13 protein-coding genes are annotated in these 15,466 nt (G+C 59.7%); 4 read left to right on the top strand and 9 right to left on the bottom strand.

Annotated features, from left to right (window positions below; all coding sequences use genetic code 11):
- Positions 1-126 precede the first annotated feature (126 nt).
- The gene (gltP, locus tag KGA69_RS04585; protein ID WP_047047489.1) at positions 127-1,437 is read left to right on the top strand and encodes a glutamate/aspartate:proton symporter GltP; all 1,311 of its coding nucleotides are present in this window, start codon (positions 127-129) and stop codon (positions 1,435-1,437) included.
- 35 nt (positions 1,438-1,472) lie between these two features.
- On the opposite strand, the gene KGA69_RS04580 is transcribed toward gltP, so the two are convergent.
- Both KGA69_RS04580 and fdhF read right to left on the bottom strand, forming a co-directional pair.
- Complete coding sequence (locus tag KGA69_RS04580) at positions 1,473-2,156, bottom strand: tetratricopeptide repeat protein (RefSeq protein WP_026612428.1); 684 nt, start codon at positions 2,154-2,156, stop codon at positions 1,473-1,475.
- 552 nt (positions 2,157-2,708) lie between these two features.
- Positions 2,709-4,856 carry a formate dehydrogenase subunit alpha gene (fdhF, locus tag KGA69_RS04565; protein ID WP_077598920.1) on the bottom strand — a complete coding sequence of 716 codons (2,148 nt, stop codon included), beginning with the start codon at positions 4,854-4,856 and terminating at the stop codon, positions 2,709-2,711.
- A gap of 272 nt (positions 4,857-5,128) precedes the next feature.
- Here fdhF and KGA69_RS04560 point away from each other — a divergent pair, with 272 nt between their 5' ends.
- Positions 5,129-5,863, top strand: coding sequence for a response regulator (locus tag KGA69_RS04560; protein ID WP_213292873.1), 735 nt, complete (start codon positions 5,129-5,131; stop codon positions 5,861-5,863).
- 33 nt (positions 5,864-5,896) lie between these two features.
- Here KGA69_RS04560 and KGA69_RS04555 read toward each other — a convergent pair whose 3' ends face one another.
- The 3 genes from KGA69_RS04555 to KGA69_RS04545 are packed head-to-tail and all read right to left on the bottom strand — an operon-like array spanning position 5,897 to position 9,381.
- Positions 5,897-6,838, bottom strand: a complete 942-nt coding sequence (locus KGA69_RS04555; RefSeq protein WP_045396533.1) for an ABC transporter substrate-binding protein — start codon at positions 6,836-6,838, stop codon at positions 5,897-5,899.
- Positions 6,839-6,865: 27 nt separating this feature from the next.
- Positions 6,866-7,864, bottom strand: a complete 999-nt coding sequence (locus tag KGA69_RS04550; RefSeq protein WP_045380370.1) for an ABC transporter permease subunit — start codon at positions 7,862-7,864, stop codon at positions 6,866-6,868.
- Positions 7,861-9,381 (bottom strand): sugar ABC transporter ATP-binding protein, encoded by a 1,521-nt coding sequence (locus KGA69_RS04545; protein ID WP_213292872.1) that lies wholly within the window; start codon positions 9,379-9,381, stop codon positions 7,861-7,863. Before KGA69_RS04545 ends, KGA69_RS04550 begins: the two co-directional genes overlap by 4 nt.
- A 189-nt stretch (positions 9,382-9,570) precedes the next feature.
- Here KGA69_RS04545 and KGA69_RS04540 point away from each other — a divergent pair, with 189 nt between their 5' ends.
- Positions 9,571-11,856, top strand: a complete 2,286-nt coding sequence (locus tag KGA69_RS04540) for a hybrid sensor histidine kinase/response regulator (RefSeq protein WP_213292871.1) — start codon at positions 9,571-9,573, stop codon at positions 11,854-11,856.
- A 70-nt stretch (positions 11,857-11,926) separates the two neighbouring features.
- Positions 11,927-12,280 (top strand): DDRRRQL repeat protein YjdP, encoded by a 354-nt coding sequence (gene yjdP, locus KGA69_RS04535; protein ID WP_045396524.1) that lies wholly within the window; start codon positions 11,927-11,929, stop codon positions 12,278-12,280.
- A gap of 21 nt (positions 12,281-12,301) precedes the next feature.
- Here the strand turns inward: yjdP and phnP are convergent, their stop codons facing one another.
- The 4 genes from phnP to phnL are packed head-to-tail and all read right to left on the bottom strand — an operon-like array spanning position 12,302 to position 15,452.
- Entirely contained in the window at positions 12,302-13,060 is a 759-nt protein-coding gene (gene phnP, locus KGA69_RS04530) for a phosphonate metabolism protein PhnP (protein WP_047050397.1), read from the bottom strand.
- A 15-nt stretch (positions 13,061-13,075) separates the two neighbouring features.
- Positions 13,076-13,639 carry a ribose 1,5-bisphosphokinase gene (gene phnN / locus KGA69_RS04525; RefSeq protein ID WP_045396519.1) on the bottom strand — a complete coding sequence of 188 codons (564 nt, stop codon included), beginning with the start codon at positions 13,637-13,639 and terminating at the stop codon, positions 13,076-13,078.
- Complete coding sequence (gene phnM / locus KGA69_RS04520) at positions 13,639-14,775, bottom strand: alpha-D-ribose 1-methylphosphonate 5-triphosphate diphosphatase (protein WP_045396516.1); 1,137 nt, start codon at positions 14,773-14,775, stop codon at positions 13,639-13,641. The genes phnN and phnM overlap by 1 nt, the downstream gene beginning before the upstream one ends.
- A complete protein-coding gene (gene phnL / locus KGA69_RS04515) occupies positions 14,772-15,452 on the bottom strand; it encodes a phosphonate C-P lyase system protein PhnL (protein WP_045396513.1) in 681 nt (226 codons plus the stop codon). The genes phnM and phnL overlap by 4 nt, the downstream gene beginning before the upstream one ends.
- Positions 15,453-15,466 lie beyond the last annotated feature (14 nt).

Here is a 15,466-nt window from a genome sequence, read left to right as displayed (position 1 = left end):
CCGTGCAAATGATACTGATATTGCGCGTTAAATAACCCCATAAAGCAACGCAACACAATTCATACCCCTTTCAGTGGGTGCCATTACCTCCCGGAATGGTGCCTTTCATTGAGGAAGTCAGTAGTGATGAAAAAAACAAAAGTCAGCCTGGCCTGGCAGATTTTGCTAGCCCTGGTGCTTGGCATACTTCTGGGCAGCTACCTGCATTACCACGCCGAAAGCCGTGATTGGTTAATCTCAAACCTCCTGACCCCGGCGGGCGATATCTTTATCCACCTGATTAAAATGATTGTCGTTCCGATTGTCATCTCGACGCTGGTGGTGGGCATTGCGGGCGTAGGCGACGCTAAGCAACTGGGCCGCATCGGCGCCAAGACCATCATCTATTTTGAAGTGATCACCACGGTGGCGATTGTACTGGGGATCACCCTGGCGAACGTCTTCCAGCCGGGCAGCGGCATTGATATGTCGCAGCTGGCGGCGGTCGATATCTCGAAATATCAGAACACCACCGCGGAAGTGCAGAGTCACGCGCATGGCCTGATGGGAACCATCCTGTCGCTGGTGCCGACCAACATCGTTGCCTCGATGGCGAAAGGCGATATGTTGCCGATTATCTTCTTCTCGGTGCTGTTCGGCCTGGGGCTTTCTTCCCTGCCGTCTACTCACCGCGAGCCGCTGGTGACCGTGTTCCGCTCTATCTCCGAAACCATGTTTAAAGTGACGCACATGGTAATGCGCTATGCGCCGGTCGGGGTCTTTGCCCTGATCTCGGTGACCGTCGCCACCTTCGGCTTCGCTTCGCTGTGGCCGCTGGCTAAGCTGGTTATCCTGGTTTACTTCGCGATTCTGTTCTTCGCGCTAGTGGTGCTGGGTATCGTGGCGCGGGTATGTGGGCTGAGCATCTGGATCCTGATTCGTATCCTCAAAGACGAGCTGATTCTGGCTTACTCCACCGCGAGCTCCGAGAGCGTACTGCCGCGTATCATTGAGAAAATGGAAGCCTACGGCGCGCCGGCCTCAATCACTAGTTTTGTGGTGCCGACCGGCTACTCCTTTAACCTCGATGGTTCGACGCTATATCAAAGCATCGCGGCGATCTTCATCGCCCAGCTGTACGGTATCGAACTCTCCCTGTGGCAGGAAATCACTCTCGTGTTGACGCTGATGGTGACCTCAAAAGGCATCGCGGGCGTACCGGGCGTCTCCTTCGTGGTGCTGCTGGCGACCCTGGGTAGCGTGGGGATCCCGCTGGAAGGGCTGGCGTTTATTGCCGGCGTCGACCGTATCCTCGATATGGCGCGTACCGCGCTGAACGTGGTCGGCAACGCGCTGGCGGTGCTGGTTATCGCCAAGTGGGAACACAAGTTTGACCGTAAGAAAGCGCTGGCGTATGAACGCGAAGTGCTGGGCAAGTTTGATAAAACCGCCCAATAAGATGTCAGAGCCCGGCCATTCGCGCCGGGCTTTTTTTAGCCTTTGGTTATCCTGTCGAACTCTTCACATCCGGTATCAAACCCCTCCTGACAGCTGACGTTAAGCCAGTGCAGCGCTTTTTGCGGGTTTGGTTCGATAAAACCTTTCTCTCCCTGCTGGAACATCATCCCTGCCCAGTATTCGGCATAGCCGGTGCGTGAAAGCGCCGAGCTGCCTTTGAAGTACTGCGCGGCCTTGAGGTCATCTTCCGGCGGCAGCACGCCGCTGGCGTAGATAAGCCCCAGCAGCATCTGCGCATCGACGGCGGAGTCGCTCTCTTCATCTTTGGCCGCATCCTGCAGCAGTCTGATGGCGTGCGCATAATCGGTGGGTCCGGCCTGCTGATTGACCAGCACCCGGGCGAGGATAATCTCGCCGGCCTTGCTGCCGGCCTGCACGGATTTTTCCGCTAGCTGTCGCGCCTGTTGATAGTCGGCCTGCTGCGGGTTACGGATTTTAAGCTGAGCCAGCAGCGCCATTGCGTCGCCATCGCCCTGCGCCGCCGCTTTCTGCGCCCAGTATTCGGCCTGTTGGTAGTTGCCGGAGCTAACCCAGGTATCCGCCAGATAAAACTGCGCGCGCGGGTCGCCGGCTTCGGCCTGCTGTTGGTATTGGCTGCCCGGATCCGCAGCGTCTGCGGCGAAGCTTGTCAGCGCCAGCAGTAAATAGAGGTATTTCATTTTTTTATTATCAGTAAGGAAGACCCCCGCAGTATAAAGGGCGACGGAAAAGAAGAAAATGGCGGGAATTAGCGGGGTGAATACCCGGATAGCGGCGCACAGCGCCTTATCCGGGCTACGGTTCGGTAGTCGGTCGGTAGCCCCGGTAAGCGTAAGCGCCACCGGGGAGGGTTCCCGGATAGCGGCGCATGGCGCCTTATCCGGGCTACGGTTCGGTAGTTGGTTGGTAGCCCCGGTAAGCGTAAGCGCCACCGGGGAGGGTTCCCGGATAGCGGCGCATAGCGCCTTATCCGGGCTACGGTTCGGTAGTCGGTTAGTAGCCCCGGTAAGCGTAAGCGCCACCGGGGAGGGTTCCCGGATAGCGGCGCACAGCGCCTTATCCGGGTTACGGTTCGGTATTCGGTTGGTCGCCCCGGTAAGCGTAAGCGCTACCGGGGGAGGATTCCCGGGTAGCGGCGCACAGCGCCTTATCCGGGCTACGGTTCGGTAGTCGGTTAGTAGCCCCGGTAAGCGTAAGCGCTACCGGGGGAGGGTTGGTATGGCCGCCGAACCTTAACCCATCGCGCTTTCGCGCAGGCGGGCTTTCAGCTTGTTGTACTCGTCGATCACGTACTGCTCCGCCGCGCGCTGATCGGCAATCCGCTCAACGTTAACCGCGCAGTACTTGTACTCCGGCGTTTTGGTTATCGGGCTCAGGTTCTCCGACACCAGCTCGTTACAGGCGCCAATCCACCACTGGTAGGTCATGTATACCGCGCCTTTATTCGGCCGATCGCTGACCTGCGCGCGGGTGATGATGCGCCCCTTACGCGAGTTGACCCACACCAGCGCTTCATCCTCGATGCCTAACCGTTCGGCGTCGGCGGTGTTGATTTGCGCATAGCCCGGTTCATCCGCCAGCGCCGCCAGCGCCGCACAGTTGCCGGTCATCGAACGGCAGGAGTAGTGACCGACCTCGCGCACCGTTGAGAGCACCATCGGGTACTCGTCGGTGAGCTTATCGATCGGCGCGACCCAGTCGCAGGTGAAGAACTGCGCCAGCCCGTTGGGGGTATCGAACTTCTCTTTAAACAGATACGACGTCCCCTGGTCAGCGTCGGACTCATCGCGGCATGGCCACATGACGTAGCCGAGCTCGCCCATTTTCTCATAGGTGGCGCCGTAGAAGTCCGGGCACAGATGCCGCAACTCATCCCAGATCTCCTGGGTGTTGTTGTAGTGCATCGGATAGCCCATCCGGGTGGCGATTTCGCTGATGATCTGCCAGTCGGTTTTCAGGTCCCACTTCGGCTCCACCGCTTTAAAGAAGCGCTGGAAGCCGCGGTCCGCTGCGGTATAAACGCCTTCGTGCTCGCCCCACGAGGTGGATGGCAGGATGACGTCGGCCGCGGCGGCGGTTTTGGTCATGAAAATATCCTGGACGATAACCAGTTCCAGCTGTTCAAACGCCTTGCGCACCGCGGAAAGCTCGGCATCGGTCTGCAGCGGATCCTCGCCCATAATGTAGGCGGCGCGAACTTCGCCGTGTTCGGCGCGGTGCGGCAGCTCGCTGATGCGGTAGCCGGTATGCTCCGGCAGGCTGTCGACGCCCCACGCTCTGGCAAACTTCTCGCGGTTTTCCGGGAACTTAACGTACTGGTAGCCCGGATAGGTATCCGGCAGCGCGCCCATATCGCAGGCGCCCTGAACGTTGTTCTGTCCGCGTACCGGGTTGACGCCGACGCTCGGCTTGCCGAGGTTGCCGGTGAGGATCGCGAGGCTGGTCAGCGACCGCACGGTCTCCACGCCCTGGTAGAACTGGGTGACGCCCATGCCCCACAGGATGGCGGCGGATTTGGCGCTGGCGTACATCCGGGCGCAGGCGCGGATCTCCTGAGCGCTGACGCCGGTTATCTCTTCCACCGACTCCGGCGTGTAGCCTTCGACGATTTTGCGATACTCCTCGAAGCCCTCGGAACGGCTGGCGACGAAGGATTTATCGTACAGATCCTCTTCAATAATAACGTGGCCAATGGCGTTGAGCAGCGCGATATTCGAGCCGTTCTTCAGCGCAATGTGCATGTCGGCGATGCGCGCGGTTTCAATCTTGCGCGGGTCGCAGACGATGATTTTCGCCCCGTTGCGTTTGGCGTTAATGACGTGATTCGCCACGATAGGGTGGGAATCCGCCGGGTTGTAACCGAAGATAAACACCAAATCGGTGTTATCAATCTCCGTGATGGCATTACTCATGGCGCCGTTACCGACCGACTGGTGCAGACCTGCAACCGAAGGGCCGTGTCAGACGCGAGCGCAGCAGTCGACGTTATTGGTACCAATAACGGCGCGCGCGAATTTTTGCATCACGTAGTTGGTTTCATTACCGGTCCCGCGGGAGGAGCCGGTGGTCTGGATCGCGTCCGGGCCATATTTTTCTTTAATGGCGCCAAGGCGGGTGGCGACGTAATCGAGCGCCTCGTCCCAGGAGACGGCTTCCAGTTTGCCGCCACGCTGGCGACGGATCATGGGGGTTTTGAGACGCGGGGTCAGGATCTGGGTATCGTTAATGAAGTCCCAGCCATAATAGCCTTTCAGACACAGGGTTCCCTGATTGGTTTTCCCCTGCGCCGCCTCAGCCCGGACGATTTTGCCGTTATCGACCACCAGGTTGATTTTGCAACCTGATGCGCAATACGGGCAAACCGTGACGACTTTTTTCATCGGTTTTGCTCCAGTTAATCAATTAGCGCTGACGCGCAATCGACCGTCACTATGCATCTTCTATGCCATGTTTTCATTGTGGGTATTAACGGATAGTACGCGGCTTTTTTGGGCGAAATGCTGACGAAAAACAGGTCATCGTCAGTTTTGACGTGACGAAAAGCCCGGAGATGTGACGCCGATTATAAAAACGGCAGCGAAAAATGGATTTGTCGTCGCCCGCTTGCACAATCGACCAGACTGACACTATTCCCGCCAGGCAGAGGTAAACCATGAAACCGGTCATTTTAGTGATTGATGATGACACCGCGATCTGCGAGCTGCTGGGCGACGTGCTCGGCGCCCACGCGTTCGAGGTGGTGGCCTGCCAGAACGGCGGCGAAGCGCTGGCGACGGTCGCCCGGCGCGCAGATATCGCGCTGGCGCTGCTGGATATGATCCTGCCGGATACCAATGGTTTGCTGGTGTTACAACAGCTGCAGCGCACGCGGCCTGAGCTACCGGTGATAATGCTTTCCGGCCTGGGAAGCGAATCGGATGTGGTGGTCGGGCTGGAAATGGGCGCCGACGATTACATCGCCAAACCGTTTAATGCCCGGGTAGTGGTGGCGCGCGTAAAGGCGGTGCTGCGGCGCAGCGGGGCGATCGGCGCGGAAAGCCTCGTGCCGGGCGGGGAGCATGGGCTGTTGTTTAACGGCTGGCGACTGGATACCCGCCGCTGTGAGCTGTTTAATCCCCAGCAGCAGAGCGTGGCGTTAACCCAGGGGGAGTATGGGTTGTTGCTGGCGCTGGCGCAAAACGCCCGCCGGGTTCTGAACCGTGAACAGCTGCTGGCGCTGACCCATAATGAGAGCATGGAAGTATTCGACCGCACGATCGATGTGCTGATCATGCGCCTGCGGCGTAAAGTTGAGGTCAATCCGCATCAGCCCACGTTGATTAAAACCCTGCGCGGGCTGGGCTACGTTTTCGCCGCTGACGTTATCCATAACGACAAAGCGGCGTAGGGCGAAAAGAGACCCGTCAGCCGCTTTGCTGCGTTATTTCACCGTCCAGCCCTTGTAGCTGCTGACGTTATTTTTATCGATCATCTTCACCGGGATCAGCACCGGCGCGGCTGGCGCGGGCTTGCCCTGCAGAATGTCATAACCGATTTCCACCGCCTTCGCCGCCATGACCTGCGGGTCCTGCGCCGGCGTGGCGACGAACAGCGAATTCTTACGCTTCAGCGCCTCTTCGCCGTCCGGGCTGCCGTCGACGCCCACGATAAAGAACTCATTACGTTGCGCCTGTTTCGCCGCCAGATCGGCGCCAATCGCCGTTGGATCGTTAATCGCGAACACGCCGTCAATCTTCGGATTCGCCGCCAGCAGCGATGTCATCACTTCCAGCCCGCCTTCGCGGCTGCCTTTAGCGTTCTGGTTGGCGGAGAGGATTTTGATATCCGGATGTTTTTTGAATTCGGTTTCGCAGCCTTCGACGCGGTTCTGCACCGCGGAAACCGGCGGTCCGTTGATAATCACCACGTTGCCTTTGTTGTTCAGGCGATCGCTAATGTATTTACAGGCCATCGCGCCCGCCTGGGTGTTATCGGAGGTGATGGTGGCATCGGCGCCTTCGGCGGCGACGTCAACCGCCACCACCACGATCCCGGCCTCTTTCGCCCGCTTCACCGCCGGGCCGATACCTTTTGAATCAGCGGCGTTGAGGATGATCATATCGACTTTGGCGGCGATAAAATTATCGATCTGCGCTACCTGCTGTCCCAGGTCGTAGCCGCTCGACACCAGCGTGACCTTCACTTTGTCCCCCGCCAGCTTGCGCGCTTCCAGCTCGGCCCCCTTGGTGATTTGCACGAAAAACGGGTTGGCGAGGTCGCCCACCGTCACGCCTATCGCTTGTAGATCTTTGGCCGACGCAAAAGGGGAGGTGGCCAGCAGCGCGCCGGCACATAGCGCGGTCACTATCGGTTTTAAACGCATTCGCTTTTCCTCGCAGGTAAGATGTTGTTATGCACTTTGATGGTGTCGGGTACGGTATTTGTCGATCAGCACCGCTATGATGATCACCGCCCCTTTGATCACCAATTGCCAGAAGTAGGAGACGCCCATCAGCGTCATACCATTGTTAAGAGTGGCGATAATCAGCGCTCCTACCAGCGTACCGGTGATGGTGCCGATACCGCCGACGAAACTGGTGCCGCCGAGGATCACCGCGGCAATGGCGTCCAGCTCATAGCCGACGCCGAGGTTGCCGTTGGCGCTGTACAACCGCGAGGCGCTCATCACCCCGCCGAGCCCGGAAAGCAGCCCGCTCATGCCATAGACGAACAGCAGCACCAGCCAGACTTTAATTCCCGTCAGCCGCGCCGCCTGCATATTGCCGCCGACGGCGTAGATATGAATACCGAGGGTGGTGCGGCGCAGGATAAACCAGCATACCGCCACGACCGCCAGCGCAATCACCACCAGCCACGGCACCGGGCCGAGATAGTTATTGCCGATCCACTCAAAGCTAATATCGGAGTTAATCACCGTGGTGCCGTCGGCCAGCAGATAGGCGGCGCCGCGCAGCGCGGTGTAAGTGCCAAGGGTGACAATAAACGGCGGTAGCCCGGCGAAGGCCACCAGCGCGCCGTTGAACAGCCCAAGCAGCAGACCAAGCATCAGGGCCGCCGGAATCGACAGCATCGCGAATTGCGGGATGAGCGATACCACCATCGCCGCAACCGCGGTGGTGCCGAGAATTGACCCCACCGACAGATCGATACCGCCGGTAAGAATAATAAAGGTCATCCCCGCCGCCAGCACGATGTTGATAGAGGACTGGCGGGTAATATTCAGCAGGTTGCTTTCGGTAAAGAAGTTCGGCGCGACGAAGCCGAACACCGCGACGATCAGGATTAAAATCGGCAGGATGCCGACGGTTTGCATCAGGTCGCCCATCAGCATTTTTTTTGCCGAGGCGGATTTCGCCGCCGGCGCGGAGGTCTCTTTCGGTATGCTCATGCTTGTCCTGCCTTAAGGTGAGAATCGTTCATGCCGGTCGCCAGCGTCATAATGCTTTCCTGACTAATCTCGCCAACCTGCAACTCGCCGGCGATAGCGCCTTCGCGCATCACGTATACCCGGTCGCTCATGCCTACGATTTCCGGCAATTCGCTGGAGATCATTAAAATGGCGACGCCCTGGCGGGCCATCTGATTCATGATGCGGTAAATCTCGCTTTTGGCGCCGACGTCAACGCCGCGGGTCGGTTCATCCAGGATGAGAATGCGCGGGCCGATCGCCACCCAGCGTGAAATCAGCAGCTTTTGCTGATTGCCGCCGGAAAGCCCGCCGGCGCGCACCTGAGCATGCGGGACGCGGATGTTCAGCAGTTGGATGGCGTCATCGGAGATAGTTTGCGCTTTCTTACGGTCGAGCATTCCCCAATTGGCGTCGCGCTCAAGCGTCGCCATGGTGATGTTCTCCTGCGCCGCCAGTTCGAGAAACAGCCCCTGTTCCTTACGGTTTTCGGTCAGAAAGCCGATCCCGAGGTCGATAGCTTCGCGCGGCGAGTGAATAACCACCGGTTCGCCGTCGATTTCAATCACCCCGGCGGTGGCTTTGCGGACGCCGAAAATCAGCTGCGCCAGTTCGGAACGCCCGGCGCCGACCAGCCCGGCCAGGCCAACGATTTCTCCGGCGTGCACCACCAGGCTGCTGGGATGCACTTTGCCGCCGTCGCTAAGATCCTGCACCCGCAGGCGCGGCTGGCCGCGCGGGATATCGCGCTCTTTATTGAACAGATCGCTGAGCGGGCGGCCAACCATCATGCGTACTAATTCGGGGGCGCTAAGGCGATCGCGGGTGAGGCTGCCGACGTACTGGCCATCGCGCAGCACGCTGACCCGGTCGGAGAGTTCATACACCTCCGCCATGCGGTGGCTGATATAGATGATCGCCATCCCTTCATCGCGCAGGCGCAAAATCAGCTCAAACAGGCGCTGCGTTTCCCGCGAGGAGAGGGCGGCGGTGGGCTCATCCATCACCAGAATGCGGCTGTTGCGATGCAGCGCGCGGGCGATTTCCACCTGCTGCTGTTCGGCGATAGTCAGCTTCATCACCCGGTCGCTGGCTTTGAACTGCGCGCCGAGCCGGTCGATAACCGCCTGCGCCTGGGACTCCATCTCTTTGCGTTGTACCAGACCGCCGCGGGAAAGCTCGCTGCCGAGGAAAATGTTTTCCGCGACGGTGAGGTTCGGCGCCAGCTGCATCTCCTGATAGATCAAGGTGATCCCCGCCGCCAGCGCATCTTTCGGGCCTCTGATCGTCTGCGGTTGTCCGTCGATCAGGATCTCGCCGCTGGAGGCGGTATAGGCGCCGGCGAGGATCTTCATCAACGTGCTTTTTCCCGCGCCGTTTTCGCCCATCAGCGCGTGGATCTCGCCGGGCCAGACCGTCAGATCCACCCCTTTCAGCGCATAAAACTTGCCGAAAACTTTGGCGATGTTGCGCATGGATAGCACCGGTGTTCCCTGCATGCCTGCTCTCCTGGCTGCGTTGTCGATATCGGCACTTCATCACCGCAACGTAAATGAGTGATGTCATCGGCCATTCATAATTGTCATATTTTTGAATAGTTAATGCAGATCACAATTACGCAGTGAAATTTTCTTCACCTTCGGCGACGGTCCGGGAATGATGGGAGAAAACGCCTGACCGGAGCCGCTATGTCTTCCCATCACCCGCATTTTTTCGTTAGCGCCCGCGGTCGCCTGCTGTCATTTAACTTGTTGATGGTGGCGGTGACGTTAATGGTCGCCGGGGTGGCGATATTTGGTTTTCGCCATGCCAGCCAGTTGCAGGAGCAGGTACAGCAGCAAACGCTCAGCGACATGAGCGGCAGTATGAATCTGGCGCGCGATACCGCGAATGTCGCTACCGCGGCGGTGCGACTGTCGCAGGTAGTAGGCGCGCTGGAGTATAAAAGCGAAGCGGAACGTCTGCTGGAAACCCAACAGGCGCTGAAGCATTCGCTGAGCCAACTGGCTTCGGCGCCGCTGGCGCGGCAGGAACAGACGCTGGTGGCGAGCATTATTCGCCGCAGCAACGAGCTGCAGCAGAGCGTCGCCGGCATGCTGGAGCGCGGGCAGCGCCGCCACCTGCAGCGCAATGAACTGCTGAGCGCGCTGTATCAAAACCAGAGCTATTTGCGCCATTTGCAGGATCTCAACGATCGCGAGGGTAAACCGCCGATCGATCCTCAGCGTTTAAACGAAATGGACCGGCTGATCGTCGCCGCGATACACACCGCCACGCCGCGCTCGATCGTTCTGCAGCTCGATGACATCAGACGCTTTTTACCGCGTAATGATAGCGATTCTGAGCGGGCGTTTATCCTGCCGGATTTCAATGCCGAGCTGGCGCGGCTGGCGCCGCTATCGGCGCAGCTTGAAGAGAGCGATCTGGCGATCGGCTGGTATATGTTTCATATTAAAGCGCTGGTTGCGCTGCTTAATGATGATATTAATCAGTATGTTGCCAGAGTTGCCCAGGCATCTGAGGCGCGAGCGGCGCAAAGCCACCAGCAGTTGCGCTCCATCAGCGCGTTTATCCTGCTGGCGGCGCTGCTGGCGCTGGCGATTACCGGCTGTGCGGGCTGGTATATCTATCGTAATCTCGGCCTTAATCTGAACGCGATATCCGGCGCGATGTCGCGGCTGGCGCACGGCGAGCAGAATGTGACGGTGCCGGCTCTGCAGCGGCGCGATGAGCTTGGCGAACTGGCGCGCGCCTTTAACGTTTTCGCCCGCAATACCGCTTCCCTTGAACACACTACCCGCCTGCTGCGGGAGAAAACCACCCAGATGGAGATTGACCGCCTTGAGCGACAGGGGCTGGAGGAGGCGCTGCTGCATAGCCAAAAAATGAAAGCCGTCGGCCAGCTTACCGGCGGCCTGGCGCACGATTTTAACAACCTGCTGGCGGTTATTATCGGCAGCCTCGAACTGGTACAGCCGGATGAGCGCGATGCGCCGCGGATATCGCGGGCGCTGAAGGCTGCCGAACGCGGCGCCTTACTCACTCAGCGGCTGCTGGCCTTTTCGCGTAAACAGGCGCTGAACCCGCAGGCGGTGGCGCTACAGCCATTGCTGGAGAACGTCTGCGAGCTGATGCGCCATTCGCTGCCTGCCTCTTTGCGTCTCGAAATTGAAGCGCAGTCGCCTGCCTGGCCGGCATGGATCGATGTCGGACAACTGGAAAACGCCATCATCAACCTGGTGATGAACGCCCGCGACGCCATGGAGGGGCGGTCAGGCATTATCGCGCTACGCACCTGGAACCAGCGGGTCACCCGTAGCGATGGACGACGTCAGGATATGGTGGCGCTGGAGGTGATTGACCACGGCAGCGGCATGTCGCAGGAAATTAAAGCGCAGGTCTTCGAGCCCTTTTTTACTACCAAACAGACCGGCAGCGGCAGCGGGCTTGGGCTGTCGATGGTGTACGGTTTTGTGCGCCAGTCGGGCGGGCGCGTAGCGATTGAAAGCGCGCCGGGGCAGGGCACCACCGTACGTTTACAGCTACCGCGAGCCACGTCAGCGGTGGAGGAGGAGCGACCGCCGTTGGATAGCGAACCGATGGCGATCGGCGAGCGGCTAGCGCTGGTGCTGGAGGATGAAGCCGATGTGCGCCAGACGTTATGCGAGCAGCTGCATCAGCTGGGCTGGCTGACGCTGGAGGCGCAAAGCGGCGAGCAGGCGCTGCAGATGCTGGCGGCCTCCGGGGATATCGCGTTGTTGATTAGCGATTTAATGCTCCCCGGCGGGCTGAGCGGCGCCGAGGTTATTCACGAAGCGCAACGCCGTTTCCCGGCGGTGGCGCTGCTATTGATTAGCGGCCAGGATTTGCGCCCGGCGCATAACCCGGCGTTGCCGGAGGTGGAACGGCTGCGCAAGCCTTTTACCCGTATGCAGCTGGCGCAGGCGTTGCGTACGGCGATGGCGCGGATTTGAGATTCCTCCGCTACACGCGGCAAATAGGGTTGATTAAGGTATCGCCAGTACCCTGATGAGACCGGCCCCGATGAAACGTTACGCAACCGCTCTGTTTTTTTGCACGCTGGCGCTGAGCAGCCAATTGGCCCACGCCGATATTATTGATGACGCTATTGGCAATATTCAGCAAGCCATCAACGATGCCTACAATCCGGGCAGCAGCCGTTCCGACGACGATGACGGGCGCTATGACGACGGACGCTACGATGACGGCAGCTATCAGGGCAGCCGCCAGCAGCGTAGGGATAATCAGCAGCAATATAACGATCGCCAGCGCCAGCTTGACGACCGCCGTCGCCAGCTGGATGAGCGCCAGCGCCAGCTCGATAGCGATCGCCGCCAGTTGGAAAGCGATCAGCGCCGCCTCGACAACGATTATTGATTTTCCCGGTCACGCTGCCGGCTAATCGAGCACGATCTCCATACCGTCGTATCCCGCCTCGAAACCTTTCGGCAGCGAGTTATCCATCATCCACTGGTCGAACTGATGGCTGATATGAGTGAGGATCACCCGCGGGCAGCCAAGTACCTGGTTCAGCGCGCGCACGGTATTCAGGTCGCTGTGGTTGCGCGGCGCCTGTGCTCTGGGCTCGTAGCTGCAATCGATGACAATCACCTGCGGCTGATTATTAAGTAAAAACTTCAGCGTCTTCTCCGGCAGCCCGGCGGTATCCGCAAGCCAGGCCACCCGGCTGTGCGCCGACTCCAGCAGATAGCCGTAGGTCAGCTTTGAGTGGATTAACGGCAGCGGCGTGACCTGTAGCCCCTGTAGTTCAAATACCGTGAAGGGGGTAACGGTGTGGCTAAAATCGAGGATGCCGGGATGCTTAAACAGATCGTCGCAGCCGATGTCATCCGGCGGGCCGTACACCGCAATCGGATCGCCCACGCCCCAGCGCAGGGGGAACAGCCCCTGTACGTGGTCCATATGGTAATGCGTCAATAAAATCTGCTGGAAGCTACCCGCGGGCTGGCGTTCCGCCAGGTCTGCCAGCCCGGCGTCGAGCAGCGTGACCGCATGGTTAAAGCGCACCACCGCGCTGCAGGGGCGGCGGCGATAGCGCGCATCGGCGCGGGCGCGCTGGCAGGCGGCGCAGTCGCAGCCGAAGACCGGCACCTGCTGGGCGCCGCCGGTGCCGGTCAGGCGGATCGTCAGGCTCATCGTATTACCTTATCCTCAGGCATGCTGATTCTCTTCACGCCCGGCGTGCTGGCGCAACAGCTGGAAGAAACGCTCTACCGATTGCCCAAGGCTGCCGTCGTTATTCAACGTCAGGCAATCGGCCGGTTTATAACGCGCGGCGCGTTGCAGTCGCTGGTCGATTTCCACGGCATTTTCCCGGCCGCGCTGTTCCAGCCGCTGGCGCAACACCTGTGGTGAGACTTCGAGACAAATCGGTACCAGTACGTCATCGTAACGTTCCCGCGCCTGCGCCAGATGCGCGCGCGAGCCGTTGGCGACGACATCGAAACCGGCATGCAGCCAGAGGTCGATCTCCACGCCGACGCCATAGTAATTATTGTTGGCATGCCAGCTGAGGGCGAAAAGATTACGCTCGGCGCGGGTGAAAAACTCATGCTCGCTCAGCGCAATATGGTTCTCGCAGCCCGCCTGGTGCGGTCGGGTGATGTAGCGATGCGCGACCAGCAGTTGCGGATGCTCACGCTGGCGCAGCGCGGCCAGCAGACTATCTTTTCCCGACCCGGAAGGGCCGACCAGCCAAATCAGTTTTCCAGGCATTAAAAGACCCTCTTTCCCTGACGCCAGACGTGATCGATATGGACGTGCTCGCCGCGGCGGTGCGCCAGTACCAGATCGGCGCGTTTGCCTTCGGCGATGACGCCGCGGTCATGCAGACCCAGCGCCTGCGCCGGATGTTTGCTGACCAGACGGATAGCCTGCGCCAGCGTGAAAGCGTTGTCGTCGCTATCGGCGATACGGAAAGCGGCATCAAGCAGGCTGGCGGGGTAGTAGTCGGAAGAGAGAATATCTAACAGGCCGCTGGCGGCTAGTTGATGCGCGGCGACATTGCCGGAATGCGAGCCGCCGCGCACGATATTCGGCGCCCCCATCAACACATTCATTCCGTGCTGGCGCGAAGCCTGCGCGGCGGCCAACGTGGTAGGAAATTCGGCGATCACGCTGCCAAGCTGGTGGGATTCGGCGACATGTTCATGAGTGGCGTCGTCGTGGCTGGCGAGAGCGATTTGGCGTTCCCGGCACATCGCGGCGATAGCCTGGCGATTAGGCTGCGACCAGGCCGCCGCCAGCGCCATTTGCTCCTCTTCGAAGCGTTCCATCTGCTCGCCGCTGAGCTGATATTTGCCCTGATAATATTCGCGATATTTTTCGCGGTTGGCGAACTGGCGTTGACCCGGCGAATGGTCCATCAGCGACACCAGAGTGACCGGCTCGCGGTCGACCAGCTTTTCAAACAGCGGCAGAGTGGTGTGGTGCGGCAGTTCACAGCGCAGATGCAGGCGGTGCTCGGCGCGGTTAAGCCCGCGTTTTTGCGTCTCTTCCACCGCGTTGATCATCTTTTCCAGATTCTCAAGGCGGTCGCCGCCGTCGCGCACGTCGCCAATCGCCACGGCGTCGAGTACGGTGGTGATGCCGCTGGCGACCATCAAAGCATCATGGCTGCTCATCGCCGAGTGTGCAGGCCAGTCAACCTTTGGCCGCGGGGTGAAGAATTTATCCAGGTTATCGGTATGGAGTTCGATAAGCCCCGGCAGCAGCCAGCCGCCTTCGCCATCGAGGGCGCCGGGCAGCCGGCTCTGGCTTTCGGCAAAGGCGTAAATCCGCCCCTCCTGCACTTCCAGCGAACCGTCGATGGTTTCGTCTTCCAGTACCAGCTTTACGTTATTGATTATCATACTGTGATACCCATTGGGTGCAGGCGGTCGGCGACCTGACCGCGTACCGTTTCATCATGGAAAATACCGACGATGGCCGCGCCGCGGGCTTTAGCCTGCTGGATCAGCGCCACCACCGCGGCGCTGTTGTTGGCATCCAGCGAGGCGGTGGGTTCATCAAGGAGTAAAATCGGATAGTCGACCGCAAAACCGCGGGCGATGTTGACCCGCTGCTGTTCGCCGCCGGAAAAGGTGGATGGCGCCAGATGCCACAAACGCTCCGGCACGTTGAGATGGCTCAGCAGACGGGCGGCTTTAGCGGCGCTCTCTTCGCGCGGCGTCCCGAGCTCAAGCAGCGGCTGCATGACGACTTCCAGCGCGGATATCCGCGGGATCACCCGCAGAAACTGGCTGACCCAACCGATGGTGGTTTTACGCACTTCCAGCACCTTGCGCGGCGTGGCGGTCACCAGATCCACCCATTCGTCGCCGTGGCGGATATGAATATGACCGCTGTCCGGCAGATAGTTAGCGTACAGCGAGCGCAGCAGCGTCGATTTGCCGCTGCCGGAATGGCCGTGCAGCACCACGCACTCCCCGGCGTTAACGGAGAGCGAAGCGTCGGCGAGCACCGGCAGACGTACGCCGTGCTGTTGGTGCAGAACAAAGGTTTTATGGATGTTTTCAACGCGGATCATTTTAGCCCTCTCGG

Origin of the sequence: Klebsiella sp. A52, assembly GCF_018388785.1 — a bacterium.
GTDB lineage: Bacteria > Pseudomonadota > Gammaproteobacteria > Enterobacterales > Enterobacteriaceae > Klebsiella > Klebsiella aerogenes.
This window is presented reverse-complemented; position numbering and strand designations above follow the sequence as displayed.

Excerpts from the sequence above, each read along its gene's own strand:
- yjdP (WP_045396524.1), top strand. The coding sequence starts at position 11,927 with ATGAAACGTTACGCAACCGCTCTGTTTTTTTGCACGCTGGCGCTGAGC.
- KGA69_RS04580 (WP_026612428.1), bottom strand. The coding sequence starts at position 2,156 with ATGAAATACCTCTATTTACTGCTGGCGCTGACAAGCTTCGCCGCAGAC.
- KGA69_RS04540 (WP_213292871.1), top strand. The coding sequence starts at position 9,571 with ATGTCTTCCCATCACCCGCATTTTTTCGTTAGCGCCCGCGGTCGCCTG.
- phnP (WP_047050397.1), bottom strand. The coding sequence starts at position 13,060 with ATGAGCCTGACGATCCGCCTGACCGGCACCGGCGGCGCCCAGCAGGTG.
- KGA69_RS04555 (WP_045396533.1), bottom strand. The coding sequence starts at position 6,838 with ATGCGTTTAAAACCGATAGTGACCGCGCTATGTGCCGGCGCGCTGCTG.
- KGA69_RS04560 (WP_213292873.1), top strand. The coding sequence starts at position 5,129 with ATGAAACCGGTCATTTTAGTGATTGATGATGACACCGCGATCTGCGAG.
- gltP (WP_047047489.1), top strand. The coding sequence starts at position 127 with ATGAAAAAAACAAAAGTCAGCCTGGCCTGGCAGATTTTGCTAGCCCTG.
- KGA69_RS04545 (WP_213292872.1), bottom strand. The coding sequence starts at position 9,381 with ATGCAGGGAACACCGGTGCTATCCATGCGCAACATCGCCAAAGTTTTC.
- phnM (WP_045396516.1), bottom strand. The coding sequence starts at position 14,775 with ATGATAATCAATAACGTAAAGCTGGTACTGGAAGACGAAACCATCGAC.
- KGA69_RS04550 (WP_045380370.1), bottom strand. The coding sequence starts at position 7,864 with ATGAGCATACCGAAAGAGACCTCCGCGCCGGCGGCGAAATCCGCCTCG.
- phnN (WP_045396519.1), bottom strand. The coding sequence starts at position 13,639 with ATGCCTGGAAAACTGATTTGGCTGGTCGGCCCTTCCGGGTCGGGAAAA.
- phnL (WP_045396513.1), bottom strand. The coding sequence starts at position 15,452 with ATGATCCGCGTTGAAAACATCCATAAAACCTTTGTTCTGCACCAACAG.